This is a genomic window from Streptomyces sp. Tue6028, from assembly GCF_002300165.1.
Taxonomy (GTDB): Bacteria; Actinomycetota; Actinomycetes; order Streptomycetales; family Streptomycetaceae; genus Streptomyces; species Streptomyces siamensis.
This window is the reverse complement of record NZ_MLCE01000015.1, coordinates 150,154-168,057: the sequence shown is the minus strand read 5'-3', so window position 1 is coordinate 168,057 and position 17,904 is coordinate 150,154. Positions and strand designations below refer to the sequence as shown.

Below are 17,904 nucleotides of genomic sequence, written 5' to 3'. Positions count from 1 at the left end.
CCCCGCATGACCGTGCGCAGGATCGTCCCGGACGTCCACGTCGAGTCGGAGAAGGCCATGGCCACCAGCCGGGACTTCTACGGCCTGCTCGGCTTCGAGGAGGTCATGCACCTGGGCTGGGTCATGACACTGGCCTCCCCCTCCAACCCCACCGCCCAGATCAGCTTCTTCACCGAGGAGCGCACCGCCCCCGTCGTCCCCGACCTGAGCGTGGAGGTCGAGGACGTGGAGGCGGTCTACGCGCAGGTCCTCGCCTCGGGCGCCGAGGTCGTACGGGAACTGCGCGAGGAGGAGTGGGGCGTACGGCGCTTCTTCGTACGGGACCCGAACGGGCGGGTGGTCAACGTGCTGGAGCACCGGACGTGAGCCGCTCGCGCCGGACGCCCGGAACCCTGGGTACCCGGAACCCCGAACACCCGGAATCCCGGGCGCCTGGAACCCCGGAACCTCGGGGCGCGGTCACTGCCCGTAGAAGTACTGCGAACCCTTCTCGATGAAGTACGAGGCGTAGACGCGGCCGAGGGCCGGCTTGCCGCGGTACATCCCCACGTAATTACGCGCGCTGTCGACCACCACGGGCCGCGTCATGCAGGCGAACTTGATGCGCTGCTGCGCCTCCGCCCACTGCACGGCGGCCGGATCGACCCGGTCACTGACCAGGAGCGGGAAGGCGCCGATGCCGTTCTGCATACCCACGGGCAGGCCGCCCTTGGTGTCCTTGGCGTACTTCATCACCTGGTCCGTGAAGGCCGAGACGACGGGCACGGTTATCTCCGGGACCGCCGCGGCCACCGTGAACAGATGCAGCCTGGTCGCCATCCAGCGCATCTTGAAGTCGGCCCGCCGCCCCACGAGGACGGGCACCCCGGCCCAGTCCTCCCAGCGCGTCGCGCATCCGTCGGCCGTCAACTGGCGCTCCACGAAGGCCAGGTAGGCCCCCGGCGCCGACTGTCCCTGCTGTGCGTACATGGGCGGGATCCTAAGCCCCCGTGGTGGACCCCGGTCGCACGATCATCAGGACGGTGACGGTCGCCCACAGGAGGTTGAAGATCCCGGTGAACATGGCGAGCCGTACGGTCGCCCGCCGGTCGCCCGCGCCCTCCACGAGCGCGCTCTGACGGGGCAGGACCAGCGCGCCCAGGACCACGGCGGCCAGCGCGGTCAGCGCGATCGAGACGATCAGCCAGGTGTCACCGAGGACACCCATGTCGCTCGCCGTGGCGAAGCCGAAGACGGGGACGGCGACGCCGACGACCGCGTACACCTGGCAGATGCGGTGCAGCAGGCGCGTGGTGGCGAGGGCACGCTCGTCGTCCGGCGCGGCGAGGGCCCTGCGCGCGGCGGGCGGGAACATGCTCGCGGCGACCGTCACGGGCCCGACGGCGACGATCGCGGCGATGACGTGGACGGCGAGGAGGAACTTGGTCACGGGGTGACGGTAGGGGCGGGAGAGGATCTTCCAGAAGTGGCGGTTCTGCCAGTCCCCAACGGATTCTCGCCAGAGGCCCTCACGAACGCCTCTCACCCGGCCGGATTCCCTCGGGCACGCCGGAAAAGCCGTCACGGCCGAGCGCGGACACCCAGGTCGCGGAAGTGACCGGAACCCGTCGTCCGCGTACGCTCTCGCCATGCACACCGTGGCCGTACTGGCGCTGGACCAGGTCATCCCGTTCGATCTCAGCGCCCCGATCGACGTCTTCGGCTGGGCCCGGCTGCCGGACGGCCGGGAGGCGTACCGGGTCCGGGTCTGCGCGGTCGAGGCGGGCAAAGAGGTGGGCGCCGGACCGTTCACCCTGCGCGCCCCGCACGGTCTGCGGGCCCTGGCCGAGGCGGACACGATCATCCTGCCGGGGGTCGCCGACCCCACCGCCCCGCTCCCGCCGGGCGTCGCGGAGGCGCTCCGCGGGGCGGCCGCGAACGGCACCCGCATCGCCTCGGTCTGCGTGGGCGCCTTCGTCCTCGCCGCCACCGGGCTGCTGGACGGACTGCGCGCGACCACCCACTGGATCGCGGCCCCCGACCTGGCCGCCCTGCACCCGGCCGTCACCGTCGACCCGAACGTCCTCTACGTCGACAACGGCCAGTTCCTCACCTCGGCGGGCGCGGCGGCCGCCCTCGACATGTGCCTGCACATGATCCGCAAGGACCACGGCTCGGCCGTCGCCGCGCACGCCGCCCGGATGTGCGTCATGCCACTGGAACGGGAGGGCGGCCAGGCCCAGTTCATCGTCCACACACAGCCGCCCGTGCCGACGGGGACGACGCTGGAACCGCTCCTGGACTGGCTGGAGGAGAACGCCGCCCGCGACCTGACCCTGGAGGACATCGCGGGCCACGCCGGCATGAGCACCCGCACCCTCAACCGCCGCTTCCGCGAACAGACCGGCACGACGCCGCTCCAGTGGCTGCACCGGGCCCGCGTGCGGCGCGCCCAGTACCTGCTGGAGACGACCACATATCCGGTCGAACGCATCGCGGCCCAGGCCGGGTTCGGCTCACCGACGGCATTCCGGGACCGCTTCAAACGGGTGGCGGGAACGAGCCCGCACGCGTATCGACGGGCGTTTCAGGGGGAGGGGGCGGGGAGGGTGGGGTGAGCCTGCGTCACCCCCGGGGTGGGGGGTGAGTCGACGCTCACACCCTGGGGCGGGGCGGGGTGAGTCGACGCCCACGCCCCTGGGCCCGGCGGGCTGGGGTGAGCCCATGCCCACGCTCGGTGTCAGGCGGGTTGAGCCCGGGGCCGACGGCCTGCGTCGCCCGGCCGCTTCCGCCCGACCTCTCTCAGACCTTGCGGTCGGCGACGGCCCAGGACGCGAGCGCCACGGCCCCGGCGACGCCGAACACGGCGGGCCAGGCGCCGACCTTCTTGGCCAGCGGGTGGGACCCGGCGAAGGCGGCGACGTAGGCGACGGTCAGCGCACCGGCGGCCTTCCCGCCGGCGGCCTGCCGCCACTGCTGCGCGGCCGTGGCACCCGCGGCGGCCAGCACGACCCCGCCCAGCTGCCGCTTCTTGGTCCAGCGCGCCACGCCGTAGCCGCCGATGAGCCCGCTCGCGGCCACCACCGCGGCCGGTACCTTCGCCATCACTGCCTCCCGCTGCTGCGTCAGTCGAACGAACCGAGGCTAACCCGGGCCCTTCCGTCACCGGGCGCCCACCCTCACCAAACGCGCATCGAGGTCAATCGAGGCATCCGGGCGAGGGCCGGCACGGGCATCGTGCAGACTGCCGGCCGGCCCCTCGATGTCACCCGGTGAGTATGTCCGCGAAGAAGCCCAGACGAGGATCGTCGGGGGTACCGACGAGCAGCGCGCGGTCCAACAGGATGTTGTTGTGCTCGCAGCTCGTCTCGGGCAGCATCACGCAGGCGTGGCAGGCGGCGAGGTTGGTTCCGCCGGCACCGGAGGCCTCGGTCTCCATGCAGAGCGGGTCGGAGGAGCACCACTCGGCGCGGTGGACGGCCGAACGCACCGTGCGGTCCAGGAGTTCCGGTTCGCCTTGCGCGACGAGGCCGCCGAGGCTGCCCGCCGAGTCGCTCGTCGCCGTGTAGACGAGCACCCCGGCCATGTCGTCGGAGGCGTACAGACGCTCGCGCAGGGAAGCGGCCGGGTAGCCCGCCTCCAGACTCCACTCGTCGATGAGGACGTGGGCCAGAGTGTGCAACAGCACCATGCGAGGAGTGGCAGGGGAGGGGACGACCCGACTCGGATCATCGGCCCACTGCTCCAGCACCCGCTGGTGGGCGGTTCGCATCCGCTCGATCCGGGCCGCCACCGCCGGGGCCTTCTCCCAGGCATCCAGTCGGTCTTCGGCCAGGCGGAGGAAGACTCCTTCGCCACGCACCTCCATGGCCGGGAGCCAGCGCAGTGGGCGTTCGGAGAGCGGCATCTCCTTGGCATCGGTCGTCGACTCGGCATCGACGAGCCGGGTGAACGCCTTCAGAGCCCGTACCTCGCGGAGCTTCTTGACCAGCATCGGACCGGTGACACCGAGCGGATCGAGCACGCTCTGGTCACCCAGGGGGGTCTCGCACACGAACTGCTCGTCGCGGGAGTGCTCGCTCTCGTCGTTGCCGGAGCGGAGACGCTCGTACTCCTTGTTCCGCAGGGCGCGGTAGCGGTGGTCGAACGTGGGAGCCGTCTCACCGTCGGGGTCCTCCTCGCGCTCGGCGGCGAGCAAGGTCATCACCTCGTCCAGGGAGACGGGCCACTCCTCGTCGAAAACAGCGTCGAGGTAGATCGCGACGGCGTCGCGGTTCTCGTACTTCCTGAGCTTTTCCCAGTGGCCGTCGAGGGGATCCGCGCGGCTGTCGCTCCACGGCGGGATGGAGAGCGCCGACTTCAGTACCGGTTGCCACACCGAGGAAGAGCCGCGCTGGAGAGTACGCAGGGGGAGTCCGCACTCCTGAGCCGGAGCGGACGTGCCGAGCCACGGGCGAGTGCCTCGGCACTTGAGGCCCAGGTCCCCCAGCGCGCTCCTGCGGAAAGAGCCCTCCATCGAGACCTCGGGAGCCTGCTCGCAGCTGCAGGAGACGAGAATCGAGCGGAGCGAGGACGTACGCCCGGACGAGCGCAGCTTGAGCATCCCCCCACACGTTCCGAACGTCGTGGAACCACGCTCGGGAGAACGATGCACCCATTGCCAGTAGGGGAATTCGCCGAGATGTCCGGCCTCGCAGGCGACGACGAAACGGGAGGGGACGAGGTCGACCTCGCAGGTGCCGCACACGCTTCGGCCGGCGGGCGGGTTGAAGTCGCCGTGTCGTTGCAGTTCGAGGCACTCGGGGCAGGAGTGCATCGAGGGGAAACGCCGGACCCGGAGACCGTCCTTGCTGGTGTCGTCGGACGCCGGCGGCAACCGGAAGTGGTCGACGCCGAGCAGTCGGGCCAGGCGCCGTTCGCTGATCCGCGGGGATTCGTCGCTGTTCCAGCTCTGATCGGCCTCGTCCAGGCCCGAGACGATGAAGGACTCCTGATCGACGGCGATGAGCGATCCGACGCCGTACGTGGTGATCGCCTGGGCACGACGAACTGTGCCCCGCCGCGGAAGATTGTGGGCGGGCGTACCGCCTCGCGCGGTGGTCCGGCGACGACGGGCTGGGGGCGGGGTCATCGGGTTCCCTCCATGAACAGGGCGGTCTCGGCGTCGACATCGCGCAGACTCCACAGAGTGGGGTACGCCTCGGCGTCCTCGGACTCGTCGTCGTACGCCTTCAGGAGTGAGGGGGTGCGATCACCCCGTTTCGGTTCGAAGAGCAGGCCGCTGTGGTTGCTGGCCTCCTTGCGCCACCACTCGACGAACTCGTCGAAACCCTGGGACACGGCCTCGGTCTCCTCAGGAGTGACCGCGCCCACGCGGCTCATGAGCACGGATTTGATGCGGCCTTCGAGGACGTTCACGTAGGACTCGACCTTGCCGGCACTCTTGTTGGGACGGGCGGCCGGGATCAGGATGCGGGCGAGGGCGACGATCACCGCATGCAGCCCCCTTTCGCGAGCGCGGGCGGAGAACGGGGTGACGGAGGTCGACTCCACCTCGCGGTACAGAGCCGAGTGGAAGTGCTGGAAGCTCTCGTAGTGGGAACGGTCCCGGGAGCGCGCCGAGTTGAGCATGACCGCCACCAGCCCCGGGTGCGCCCGGCCGACCCGGCTGGTGGCCTGGATGTATTCGGCGGTCGTCTGCGGCTGACCCGTCACGGCCATGAGCCCCAAGCGGTCCACGTCCACGCCCACAGCGATCATGTTCGTGGCGAGCATGACGTCCACGGTGTCCTCGTCGGGGAGCCTCTTCTCGATGCCCTTGAGCCGGGTGGGGATCTCGCTGGCGTCGATACGGCTCGTGAGCTCCGAGTAGTTGGCGACCGAGCGGACCGCCACGCCCTCTCGTTCGGCGAGCAGTTCCAGATAGGCCACCACGTCGTCGTGGACCTGGAGTTCGGCTGCGGAGAGCAGCCGAAGGCTGTTGAAGTAGCCGACGAGACTCCAGTACGCGTCGCGCACCTCGTCTTCGGTCCTCGCCTGCTTGGCGCGGTGCAGCAGCGTCGCGTAGGTGCGGATCAACAGGGTGGACTGGCTGGTGCCGGGTGCCAGGAGGCCCACGTAGCGGCGGCTCGCCTTCTCTTCGCGCGGTGTCTCCACGGCGAACCACGAGTCGCGTGCGTCCAGACCTGCGGGCGGGAACTGCCGTACACCACGCGCGAAGAGGTGAAGCCCCTGATCGGCGGCGCGACGGATGGTGGCCGTGGAGGCGATCACCTTGGGGCGGTCGGCGAGCGCGTCCACGGCGGTCTCGTAGAGACCGGTGAGGGTTCCCAGCGGACCCGAGATCAGATGAAGCTCGTCCTGGACGATCAGCTCCGGGGGAGGGGTGCCGTCGTGCGGGTCGTCGAGGTTGAAGAGAGCCGATGTCGCCGGTCGCCACGGCATCGAGGCGAACTTGTCGACAGTGGCGATGACCAACGTGGGTCGGGCGTCGTACACCGCCTCGTCGATCAGGTGGACAGGCAGGCCGTCGGCGAAGTCGCAGCCCGTACCGGGGCAGCGGACATGCATCCGCCTGGCGTCCTCGTCCACCTCGTAGTTCCGGGCGTCCAGGCGGGTCCCGCACCAGGGGCAGGCGTGCAACTGGACGGGGTTCTCGGTGGCGAGGCGCTTGTCGAGGTTCGCGCGCAGCTCGTCGAGCTTGAACCCGGCCTCGGCCAACGTGTTGGGGGTGGCCGAACGTCCCACCCACATGCCGACGGAGAACGCCTCGTCTCCCAATTCGGGTGTGTTGCCTCGCAGGTGCTCCATGGCACAGAGCAGCGTCGCCGCACGCTCGAACTGCTGAAGGGTGAGGAGCCGCAGCGTGTAGCGCATGAGGACGGTGACACCACCGCCGTCCGCACCCCTGCGGATACGGCGCAGGAACGACGTGAGGGCGATCAGCCCGAGGTAGGCCTCCGTCTTGCCACCACCGGTGGGGAACCAGAGCAGGTCCGAGATCTCGCGGTCGTGGTGCTTGCGATCGTCGATGCCGGCCATGCACAGCAGGACGAAGGCGATCTGGAAGGGGCGCCATTCGCCGGCCGCGGGGTCCGGAGCGCCCACGCGCCCGTCCTTCACCCACTTGCTGCGGGCACGCTGGTCGGCCATGGCGCGGTTGGCCAGCCGGAAGGCCCTCATCAGGTCGGGCTTGTCCCGCAGCAGTTCGATGCCCTCGCGGATCCGGTCGAGTGCCTCGCGGCAGGCCTTCACCTGGTCCCGCGCGGGCTTCTCATGGGTCTCACCCATCAGGGCGTCCGCCTCGGCCGACTTCCGATCGATCCACCGTTCGTATCCTGTGGCGAGCCCTTCCAGAGCGGTCAGGACCTCGGCGTCGGAGTCCTCGGCCAGCCCCAGCATGGACAGCGTCGAGCTGTCGATCTCCGGATTGGAGTCGGTGAGCAGCACCTCCACGCTGGGCACGAACTCGCTCCGCACTTCGGCCACGGCGGCCTTGACGGTGTCGGTCATGCCGATCGGCGGCGGAGTCCAGTCCCAAGCGGCGGAGCAGCCGTGTCCGACCGCGAAGGTCGGGGCGTGGCGGTGCAGCAGCCGACTCGTGGCGATCTCCGGGTCATGGGCGGAGGTCGGGGCGGGACGCTCGACGAACGCGGTGGAGCCGTCGGCGGCCCGGACCGTCAGACCGCACTGGAACAGGGAGAACGCGTCCTGGAGATCCCGTTCGCCGATCTTCTGAGTGTTGATCAACGTGACCGTGACAGTGACTGTGCCGGTGGTCCGGTCGGGACGACGGACGATGACGTGCAGCGCCACCTTCCCGAGGAGGAGTTCGATCGGTTCGGCCGGCGAGGGCGCGGTCACGTCGATGTGCTGGTCCGGGAGCTGGAGCTCCGTGCGCCCCCACCGCTCACGCTGCTCGGCGGTGGTGCGGGCCTCGGCCCGGCGAGCAGGTATCGGATTGCCGTCGACGTCCGTGGGTTCGTAGCCGGCAGCGCGGACCGAGACCACGATCGTGTCGCTTTCGGTCGGGTCGACCGCGAAGGTCAGGCCCATGGAGGAAGGACGCCTGTCACCCGCCGCGCCGACATCCTGCGCGGTGCCGGACTCCTCGGCGTCGTCGCGGGAAGGAACGGGAGTGGCGTCCGTGCCGTCCTGTTCGGCGGCGATCTCGACCCTTCGCTCCTTGGAGGCACGTGGGTACAGCACGCCGGTCAGATAGCGGTCGATCGGCGCGTCCTGGGTGAGCACCTCGTCGCGGTCGTCCGCCTCGGCGTCCTCGGCGGGGCCGAGGAGCTCACGGCGCAGTCCCACGAGGAGCTCCTCGTCACGGACCCGGTAGTGCTCGGAGTGTCGGCCTGCCATGTGCGTCATGCGCGCTGCTCCTCGTTGTAGTCGGCTCTCCGGTACCGGCCGATGCCCGTGATCCGCGGGGAGATCCACACGCCCCGATCACCGAGCCCCGCGTTCGCGCCGGCCGCGGTGCTGCCCGTCACGGTCTCCAGCGTGTCGATCCGCAGCCCGTGGATCTCGTCGGGCCACCGGGGGTCCCAGGTACGGTTCACCTTCTGCACCTTGAACAGCTCCTCGCGGAGCCGCTGCGAGGCCTCGCCGATCTCGCGTCCGTCGTGCATCAGGGTGTACGGGGGGCTCTGCGTCTCGCCCATCGGCATGTCGTGGCTTCTGCGCAACACGACCGGGTGTCCGGGGCCCACCCGTTCCAGGAGGTACGTCTGGGTGGCGACGGCGTCGCCCTCCCGGCCGGGCGGCTCGTCCCGGCTTACGTCACCCGCCTCGGCGACGATGCCGTACCGGTCGTAGGACCGCCATCCACCGATGTATCGCCGTCCGTCCCCCCGCTTCCCCACCCGCCTGATCTGCGGCAGTTCGGGGGGTGTCGTGTGGTAGAGGTCCTGGCGGGCGCGCGTCATCGCCACGTAGAGGGCGCGTGCCTCGGCGGGAAGGTCCAGCTCGTCCTTGTGGCGCTTGTGGAGCTCCGCGACGGCGGGCGGGACCAGGACGATCACCCGGTCGAACTCCAGGCCCTTGGCCCGGTGAACCGTCGAGATGACGATCCGGGCGGTCTCCGGGTCGGCCGCCTCGTCGGGGAACCTGCCGTCGGCGACCGCGCGGCGAAGCCGGCTCAGGTCGAGCACGCCGCGCCCGGAACCGCGAGCGACTCGACGCAGTGCGGCCCACAGAGCCTTCGCGTTCGGCTCGTACGGCAGGGGGACGTCCGAGAGCATGGAGTGGAAACGGTCCTCGGAGAGACCGGTCGCCTCCGTCCGGCGCAGCAGTTCGGCGACCCAGTACGGCACCGGACGGTCTTCCAGCGGGCGCCGCAACCTGTGCTCGACGCCGTGCGCGTGCAGCAGCTCGGAGACCACGAGAGCCTCCCTGTTGTCACGCGTGAGGATCGCGCAGCTGTCCGTGACGTCCCGCAGTCCGGCCAAGGCGAACTCGTTGGTGAGGTCACCCATGGCGTTCACCGGGTCCAGGAGCAGGTCGCGCAGCTCGTCGTAGAGAGTGCCCGCCTCGTCCGGGTCGGTGACCTGCTGGAGGCGCGGTCCGTGCGCCAGCGCCACCCGGGCCTCCGGCGTGATCGCTCGGAAATTCTGGGTGAGCCGCAGCTCCACCAGGTCGTCGGGGTACGAGCAGCGCAGCCAGTCGAAGAACCGGCCGGTCTCGTCCGCACGTTCGCCGGCATCGGTGATCTGGAAGCCGTAGACGGACTGTGCCGCGTCTCCGACGACGGTGAAACCGCAGGTCTCCTGGTACCGGTCGAGCAGTGTCTCCACCAGTTCGCGGCGCGCGCCCAACAGATCCTGGACCTCGTCGATCACGACATGGGCGGGCGGGACGCCGTCACCGATCTCCAGCGCGCCCTTCTCGACCGCGTCGGTGGCGGCGGCGATCCGCTCCTCGAAGCCCGCTGCCGTCCAGTTGCCGTCCGGGTGCGCCCGGTCGAGGACTGCGTAGGCCCAGGCGTCGAAGGTCTGGGCGCGCACCCGCCGGCCGCGTTCTCCGTGCCGGGCGATCCGCTCACGCAGCTCACGGGCGGCGGCCCGGGAGAAGGTGAGCACCAGGATCTCGGCGGCCTCCAACGCCTCCTCCGGATCCTCGTGACCGCACAGCGAGTCGAGCCGCCGGACCAGGGTGTGCGTCTTCCCCGCCCCGGCTCCCGCCGTGACCAGGACACGCGCGTCCCAGGGCTGATCGACCACGGCCCGCTGCTCGTCGGTGAGCGGGGGGCTGTCCAGGTAGGCGTCGGTCACTTACGGCTCCAGAGGTGTTCGAACTGGGTGAACGCGAGCTGGGTGTCGAAGTTGGCAATGTTGTCGGAGACGTTGAGGATCAGGCAGCTGTCCTTGCCGCCGTTCTTGGTGCCGCGCAGGCCCCGGCCGATCATCTGCTGGTAGACGTTGGTGCTGTAGACCGGGCGGGCGACCACCACTACGCGGGTGGCGGGAGCGTCGAACCCCTGGGTCAGCACTCCATAGTTGGTGAGCACACGGATACCTCCCGCGCGGAAGTCCTCGATGCGGCGGCGTCGATCCTGCGTACTGGTCGTCGAATCGACGGCTGCCGCGGGCACTCCTCGGTCGTTCAACAGGGCGGCCAGGTAGTTGGCGTGGTCCACGGAGGTGGCGAAGAGCAGGGTCGGCCAGTCCTCGGGGAGGCCGGCCACCTCGTCGACGATGCGACGGCTGCGCGCATGGTCCTCCGCGAGGCGCTGTTCGGCGGAGCGCGACAGCATGGCCATGCGCTCGGCCTGAGCCTTCTCGTCGCGGGTCAGCTCGATGCTGCCGCCCTCGAGGGTGCGATGCTCCACCTGTGCGAGCATTCCCCATTCCTGGAGATCCCGGTACGGATCGCCGGACGGGAAGACCCCTTCGTCCAGACGACGTCGGCCGAAGCGGCCGGCCAGCCGGTTGGTCTCCTCCTCGTTGGTGTTGCGGTACGGGGTGGCCGTCAGGCCGAGCAGATGACGACGGGTCTCGTACTGGGTGAGACCCAACTTGCCCAGAATGTCGGTGTATCGCGGGGAGATCGCCGTATGGGCCTCGTCCACGATCACCAGGGAGGCGTCGAGCAGCCACTCGTACTGCTCGGTGCCCAGGCACCGTTCCAGCTTGGCGTCCGTGGCCACGACCAGATGCGGGTGCCCTTGGACGTCGCCGACCTCGTTGCCGCTCCACAGCCGGCTGATGGTGAGCGGCCGTTCCGCCCCCACCTTGCTCCAGACGAACTTCCAGCTCTGCACGGCCTGTTCGCACAGCTCCTCGGTCTGCGCGATCCACAGCAGCGGTCCCTGCAGCTCACCGACCCGCTTCACCCAGCGGATCACAGCCTCGGCGGTGACGCGTGTCTTGCCTGCGCCGGTGGGCAGGGAGAGCATGGCGCGCTGCGGGGCCAGCCGGTCGAGCAACGTGGTGATGTTGCGGACCAGGTCCTCCTGGTAGTCGTGGAGTCGGGGGAAGTCCCGCGGACCGTCGATCGTCTCGAACACGGGCGGAGAGGGCGTCCGGGAGCCGGCGAACGTCACCGGAAGCCCGAGGCTCGACACGAAGGCGATGGCGGCCGACGAACCTCCGTATCCGACAGGTGCGTTGGGGAATCCGGCCTGGATGTCCCGGGCGTGGTGGTGGAGCACCCTGTCACCGCGCGCGTTGAAGGCCATCTGAGCGATCCGCCGTCCCGACGGCTCGGCGCCTCCGGTCGCCTCCGCCTCGGCGTCCATCAACCCCTCGGGCAGACCGGAGCGCAGGGCTTCGGCTCCGATCAGCAACTCGATCTTGGTGACCACGTCCTCGGCGTCGCGCACCGCCTTCAGGGCGGCCTTCGTCGCACTGTCCCGCACCATCTGCTCCTGGCGTTCCAGGACGGCTCTGCAACCGGCGGCGCCCAGCCCCAGTTCCAGTTCACGGTCGATCAGGCGGAGCATCGGCTCGGGACCCAGCGGGACACGGACCTTGACCGTGGTGCCCTGGCGCACGGCGTCCAGGGGGCGGGGCTTGGCTCCGTTCTCCGTCCGGGTCACCTCCTCCAGCTCGATGCACCGTTGCACCAGGCTGTTCCGGTTGCCGCTGTTGAGTCGCTGGCGCAGGGCGGGGTACAGCTCGACGAGCGGAACCGGGTCGCCGTCGGGGACCTCACGCGTCTCTCGGGTGATGGCTTCGGCATAGCGCTTCATGTGCCATGTGGTCGCCATGAGTTCGGCGTCGGCCTCGGACACCACGAGCAGCGCGGGGAGCTGTTCGGCGCGCAGGGCCCGGTACTCGGCCGTACCGACGGCGACGGTGATCTCGTCGTCCGGACGGGTGCCCCAGGTGTCGCCGATCCGACAGCGGGTCAGCGAGTCCTCGGGGAAGGCCGCGCCTAGCCGGGTGAGCATCACGTAGGTGTTGCCGACGAACTTGTCGTCCGCACTGCGGGTCAGCTCCAGGAGCAGGGGCTCCCAGCGTTCGGGCGGGACGTCGTCGACCGTGGTGGGCAGACGCAGCTTGCGGGCCTTCTCCGGGGAGAGATCGGCCACCGGCAGGACGTCGCAGTAGGCGGCGAGCTGCGGGCCGACCGCTTCGCGCAGCGGCTTGATCCCCTGGGAGGTGAAGACCGACCCGTGCCTTCTGAGCATCCAGCGGATCGGTGATTCCACGGCTTGCCTGGTGCTCGACTGGGCGCCGATCTGGCGCGTCCAGTTGTCCACCACGGCGTCGTCCGGCAGGGCTTTCAGGAAGGAGGCGCGGGACTCCTCGGACAGTGCCCGGAAGAGGTGCAGCGGCCCCCCGATCGCGGCCCCCTCCATCTTGAGACGGTTGAGGGCGGGACGAGGAGCGCGCTGGTCCAGGCCCCGCAGAAGGGTTGCGTGGACGGCTTCCCGGTACTCCTCGAACCAGGCCTCGTTCTCCGGACGCATCGATGCGGACGGACGCTCCAGCAGACCGAACTCGCGGAAGACGGCGACATCGTCGGAGTGGAACTTCATGTCCACGGCGATGCTCGGGTCGCGCTCGGCGTCGACCACCGCGCCCGGCAACATGCAGTCGCGTATCGGCCGGAACTTCCCGTCCGCCGTCCGGACACGCAGCGTCTCGCGGACGTTCGGCACCTGCCGGAGCACGGTGTGGGTCAACCTGCGCCCGCCGGCCTGGCGGAACAGGTCCCAGAAGCGCTCCCACTCGGTGCTCCCGTAGCCGTCGAAGCCCTGGTCGAGCACGCTGACGAACCGGCCCTCGACGTCCGCCTCGCGGATGCCGAGCAGATTGAGCGCGGAGGCGAGTCCGGGGTTCCCGGCCATCTCGCCGACCACGTACACCAAGGACTCCCGCAGTCCGTCCTCGTCCGCACGGCGGAACACCTGACCGGCGACCGGAGGGACGAGGCCGTGCTCCTCGGTGAGCACGATCTTCGCTTTGCGGGCCTCCTCGGTGTACGGCGACCCGGCCTCGATCATGTCTGCGAGGATGCGGACGGCGGTCGCGGAGGCTTCGGCGGTGCCGCACGCGACCAGGGCCTCCAGCCACGCCCGGACGTCGGAGCGCTTGTGCCCGGCCGCACCGAGGACGTGCTCGACCTTTCCCGAACGCAGCGTGTCGGCCTCCGCGTCGGGGTGCAGCCAGTCGGAGGGGCGGCCGGGTGTCTCGTGCCACATCCGCAACCAGCCGGCGTGCCGGTCCTTGTCGAGGCGCGGCGGGACGCGCAGCTCGGTCGGGACGCGCAGCACGCCCTCCTGGTCGGGGAGAGACGGCCGGACGGCCGCCTGGTCCCAGATCTCCCGGGTCAGGAACTCGTCCGCCCAACTGATCGCCTCCTTCACACGCCCGGGCAACAGTGGGAGGTACGCGGCGGGGTCCTCGGCGGGGGCCAGGCCGGGGAGGGACTCGACCACCAACTTCGCCGAGACCTTGATCATCTCTTCGTTGAACGCCGAGGAGTCGAGCAGGTTCTGTCGGTCCTCGTTGGTCTTCCAGGAGCCGTTGAGGATGCCGCTCAGGGACATCTCGTACTTGGTCGGGAAGAAGGACCAGAAGCGGCCTCGCCCCCGCGACTGCGGGCTGACGTAGAGCCCGCTCTTTTCGTCCTTCTCCAGGGCGGGCACTGCCCAGGCGAGGTCGAGCGCGAGACGGTCGTGCAGTTCGCCGGCGTCGGCTCGGGCAGCGGGACCGGGTTCGTGCGCGGTGGAGAAGACCCTCCAGCGGGCGCTGACGGTCGCCCGGCCCGCCCGCTCCTCGGTCACGACGTGCAGGTTCCCGGACTGCTCGGCGGTCAGCACGCGGCGAAGGGCCGGACGGGGCCTGCGGTCCTCGAGCACCACCGTCCCCACGTGAGGAGAGAGCAGCTGGAACCCCGGCGGGAACTCCTCACGGGCCGATCCGGCGGGCGTCCGCCCGCCGTGCATGTCCAGCGCCAGCCTGGCGGCGGCGCCGTCGAGCAGCGGTAGGCGGACGACGGTCGTGGCCCAGCGCAGCAGTTCGTCGAGAACCGGGTCCTGGGCACGCTCCGCGTCGGCGTCGAGAGGGCGGGCCATGCGCAGCACCGGCGCCTCGAACTCCTCGCCCAGGCGCTTCCGTACACCGGGGACCGAGCGGATCTTCTCGAGCGCCCATTCACGATCGAATCCGAAGGAGCCGGAACTGCTGAAGAACTGTGGTGTGTCGGTGACGACGAGAACGGACTTCACGCCCACACCGAAACGACCGATCTGGCCGCCGCGCTTGCGCGACATGCTCATTCGCAGAATGGTTTCCGCGCCCTCGGCCGTCACCGGTTCACCCTCGTTGGCACAGTAGAGGTGCCTGTCGGTGAGGACGACCTGGACAGATCCCCCGGGCTCGGTGGCCATCTCGTCGGCTGCGTTCTGTACGAGTTCGAAGAGCTGACGGTCGCCGTAGCCGCCCTGGGTGATGCGGCGTTCCCCGTTGGCGTGTTCCGGAACGAGGCCGGGGTCGACCGCATAGGTCTGCAGGACACGAGACGACTGTTCGATGACGGTGGGAATCACCGACGACGGGGTGACGGACATTGCTTCTTCACGACTCCTACGAAGGATATGACGGAAGCGGAGGGCGAAGTCGGGTGTGGAGGCGTCCCGAACCCGCTTGAGCTGCGGTGATGTGATGAGACGGCCTTGCGACATCACTGATCGGACGTCGAGGCGACACGAGCCGTCTCAAGGTCGGCCGTCGTCAGGATCGATGAATTCGGAGCGGTGGCCGAAGAGGTCGTCGAATTCGCCGACTGTCATGCCGAACGAGTTGAGGGTCTGCGTTGTTTCCGTGTCGGAGCTGGCCGAAGAAAGCCGCAGGTGTACCGAGATCCCGAATGTTCGGGAGGGCCTTTCATGGGTTGCGATTCCTCCGATTCTTCTCGGGGATCCCCGGGGCGCGGAGGCGTTCGGGGCCGTGCAGTGGAAACAGGGCACAACTCACCCGCTGTCACACGGGAGTTCCCGAGTGAGGCGACAGCTGTCGTTGTCGAGGATCCTAGAGCGCTTCACTCGTTCGTGTCATCCCCAACTCTCCTATTGCTTAATGGAGTTGACGTCTCCGCTTTGCGATGAGTCTTTGCGTCCGGGATTCCGTGCCGACCTTTCCTTGATCCGTCCGGCCCGCACCCTTCTGGGCGAAGCCGTCGAAGTCGGGAAAAGGTGATGAGCCGGGTTGATGAGCTTGCGGGGTCGATCGAGCTTGCGTCAAGCATCAGTTGACGTGCGTCAGGGCGTCAAATTAGCCTGTCTGTGACCGGGGGCACAACGACATACTGCGGGGAGTGGGAGGCCACATGGAGGCCGGTGAGGAGTTCGGGCCCTGGCTGGCTCGTCAGCTCAGGCTCGCGAACAAGACGCAGGCGGAGCTGGCGGAGGAGCTGGGGCTGACCCGGGCCGCGGTCTCGGCGTGGATCACCAAGCGTTCGGTCCCCCGTCCGACCGTCATGGGAGAGATCGCCAAGGCGCTCGGAACGGACCTGGGCACGGTGCACACACGTACCACCGACACGCAAGCCGGCCTCCCTGTCACCTGGTACCACCGGCCCGGCTACCAGGACGGCGGGCGCGACGGCGGGAACGCCGCGGCTTTCGCCTTCGACGCGGACGTCCAGGTGCTCGCGCGGGAGACCTGCCAGAACAGCCTCGACGAGCGACTCGTGGAGAACGGTCGTCCGGTCCGCGTGCGATACACCATCCACGAACTCACCGGCGAGAAGCTGGAGGCGTTCCGTGCTGCCCTGCTCTGGGACGAACTCCAACCCCACTACTCGGCGGTCTCCGAGTCAGCCGCCGATCAGAAGGTCGGCCGCGTCGTGGACGCAGGCGTACGAGACATGTTCGAAAAGGGTCGCCTGGTCCTCCTCCGGATCGACGACTACAACGCCTCGGGCCTCACCGGTGACGACTACGACGACGGCAAGTTCGCGGCAGTCGTCCGCAGGCAGTTGGAAAGCCTCAAGTCGGGGCGCGGCGCGGGCGGCTCCTACGGTCTCGGCAAGGCAACTCTTTGGGCCACCAGCGCGCTGGGCATGGTGCTCATCAACTCCACGCTCTCCGTGCCGCACGAGGGGCGCACTGAGCGTCGCGTCATCGGGAGGCTGGAGCTGCCCTGGCGTTCCGTCGACGGCATTCCGTACGCGGGCCCCGCCTGGCTGGGGCGACCCGATCCCGAGACGCACAACGCGGAGGTGGTTCGCTCCTGGTGGGCGGACGAGGAGACGGTCGAACGCCTTCATCTCACCCGTGACAACGACGAGCCGGGCACGTCCTTCCTCATTGTCGGCGCCCACGACGTGGCGAGCCTCGAGCAGGGTGGAACGGACTCGGACGACGAGGAAGGCAACGCGAGCGACGGTGACGGGATCCGCGACATCCGTGTCATGCATCGACGTCTGGTCGAAGCGTTGGGCCGGGATTTCTGGGCGGCCATGACCGGAGGCGGCAGCAGGCTTCCTTTGCTCGAGACCTCGGTGCGCACGTATCGCAACGGCGAGATCGTGCTGGAGGAGGAGACGGTCGACCCCACCGACATTCAGCCCTCGCGGAGCCGGGCGCTGCGGGCGTTCTACGAAGGGACGACCGTGGACCGGCTTACCGAGGCCGGCCAGGTGGCCCTCCGTGCCGTTCCGCTCAAGCTCCCCCTGTTCGGCGGACGGTCGGGCACGCTCGGCACACACCAGGGGGTCCTCCTGGTCACGGAGGCCGAGGACAAGGACGGGGTACCGAACCAGGTCCACTCGCTGCGTGGCAACCGGATGACCATCAAAAAGTCGACCGTTCACGGTCTGCCGCTGGGCGTCACCCAGTTCCAGGCCGTTCTCCTGGTGGGCCATGCGGCGGGGGAGTCGGCGCCCTTCGCGGGGGAGGCCGAGGAGTTCCTACGGGCCGCGGAACCTCCGGAGCACGACCGATGGGGCCAGACCGAGGAGTTGACGCTCCGATGGTCCCACAGTGCCCACAACCGGATCTCCAGACTCACCACCGAGGTCAACGCAGCCGTCAAGGAACTGGTGGTCCGACCGAAGCGCCCCGGCTCCGAGGAGAGCGCCAAGCTGCGCAAGAAACTCACCGTCCAGCGCAAGACCGCCGCAGTCAAGCGGGGTTCCGGGCCGACCGTGCCGGAACTGGTCGAGTTGGACGCCGAGATCGGTGAGAGCAAGGAGTGGCGGATCACCGCGGAGGTGAAGCTTCCACGCGCCGACGAACTGCCCGCGATGACCCCTGTGGTTCTCCTCGAAGTCCGCTCGGGCGGCAGGCCCAGACTCGACTGGGCCGAACTCGTCGCCGTGGAGGGCTGCGAGGTGGAAGGCGGCGTTCTGCACTTCGAGCAAGGCGCCCGCAGGGCGGTGTTCCGTGGGGCCACAGATCCCACCAGTCATCCGGTCCGCACCGAACTCACGCGACTCGCGCTCGAACTCCGTGCCGGCTCAGGGGAGTGA

At 69.4% G+C, this 17,904-nt stretch carries 10 protein-coding genes; 3 read left to right on the top strand and 7 right to left on the bottom strand.

Going from position 1 to position 17,904, the window contains the following annotated elements:
- The first annotated feature begins 6 nt into the window (after window positions 1–6).
- Window positions 7–366, top strand: a complete 360-nt coding sequence (locus BKI49_RS14095; RefSeq protein WP_095934607.1) for a VOC family protein — start codon at window positions 7–9, stop codon at window positions 364–366.
- A gap of 93 nt (window positions 367–459) precedes the next feature.
- Here BKI49_RS14095 and BKI49_RS14090 read toward each other — a convergent pair whose 3' ends face one another.
- Window positions 460–969 (bottom strand): levansucrase, encoded by a 510-nt coding sequence (locus tag BKI49_RS14090; protein WP_095934606.1) that lies wholly within the window; start codon window positions 967–969, stop codon window positions 460–462.
- A gap of 10 nt (window positions 970–979) precedes the next feature.
- On the bottom strand, window positions 980–1,429 hold the full coding sequence (locus BKI49_RS14085) for a hypothetical protein (protein WP_095934605.1): 450 nt from the start codon (window positions 1,427–1,429) through the stop codon (window positions 980–982).
- Window positions 1,430–1,628: 199 nt separating this feature from the next.
- Between BKI49_RS14085 and BKI49_RS14080 the strand changes: the two genes are divergently transcribed.
- Window positions 1,629–2,597, top strand: coding sequence for a GlxA family transcriptional regulator (locus BKI49_RS14080; protein ID WP_095934604.1), 969 nt, complete (start codon window positions 1,629–1,631; stop codon window positions 2,595–2,597).
- Window positions 2,598–2,781: 184 nt separating this feature from the next.
- Here BKI49_RS14080 and BKI49_RS14075 read toward each other — a convergent pair whose 3' ends face one another.
- The 5 genes from BKI49_RS14075 to BKI49_RS14055 form a co-directional block, all read right to left on the bottom strand.
- On the bottom strand, window positions 2,782–3,084 hold the full coding sequence (locus BKI49_RS14075) for a hypothetical protein (protein WP_095934603.1): 303 nt from the start codon (window positions 3,082–3,084) through the stop codon (window positions 2,782–2,784).
- A gap of 160 nt (window positions 3,085–3,244) precedes the next feature.
- Window positions 3,245–5,110, bottom strand: a complete 1,866-nt coding sequence (drmB, locus tag BKI49_RS14070) for a DUF1998 domain-containing protein (protein WP_095934602.1) — start codon at window positions 5,108–5,110, stop codon at window positions 3,245–3,247.
- On the bottom strand, window positions 5,107–8,352 hold the full coding sequence (locus BKI49_RS14065) for a helicase-related protein (RefSeq protein ID WP_095934601.1): 3,246 nt from the start codon (window positions 8,350–8,352) through the stop codon (window positions 5,107–5,109). Before BKI49_RS14065 ends, drmB begins: the two co-directional genes overlap by 4 nt.
- Window positions 8,349–10,253 carry a UvrD-helicase domain-containing protein gene (locus BKI49_RS14060; protein WP_095934600.1) on the bottom strand — a complete coding sequence of 635 codons (1,905 nt, stop codon included), beginning with the start codon at window positions 10,251–10,253 and terminating at the stop codon, window positions 8,349–8,351. The genes BKI49_RS14065 and BKI49_RS14060 overlap by 4 nt, the downstream gene beginning before the upstream one ends.
- Complete coding sequence (locus BKI49_RS14055) at window positions 10,250–15,001, bottom strand: DEAD/DEAH box helicase (RefSeq protein WP_095934599.1); 4,752 nt, start codon at window positions 14,999–15,001, stop codon at window positions 10,250–10,252. Before BKI49_RS14055 ends, BKI49_RS14060 begins: the two co-directional genes overlap by 4 nt.
- A gap of 758 nt (window positions 15,002–15,759) precedes the next feature.
- Here BKI49_RS14055 and BKI49_RS14050 point away from each other — a divergent pair.
- Window positions 15,760–17,904, top strand: a complete 2,145-nt coding sequence (locus tag BKI49_RS14050) for a helix-turn-helix transcriptional regulator (RefSeq protein WP_095934598.1) — start codon at window positions 15,760–15,762, stop codon at window positions 17,902–17,904.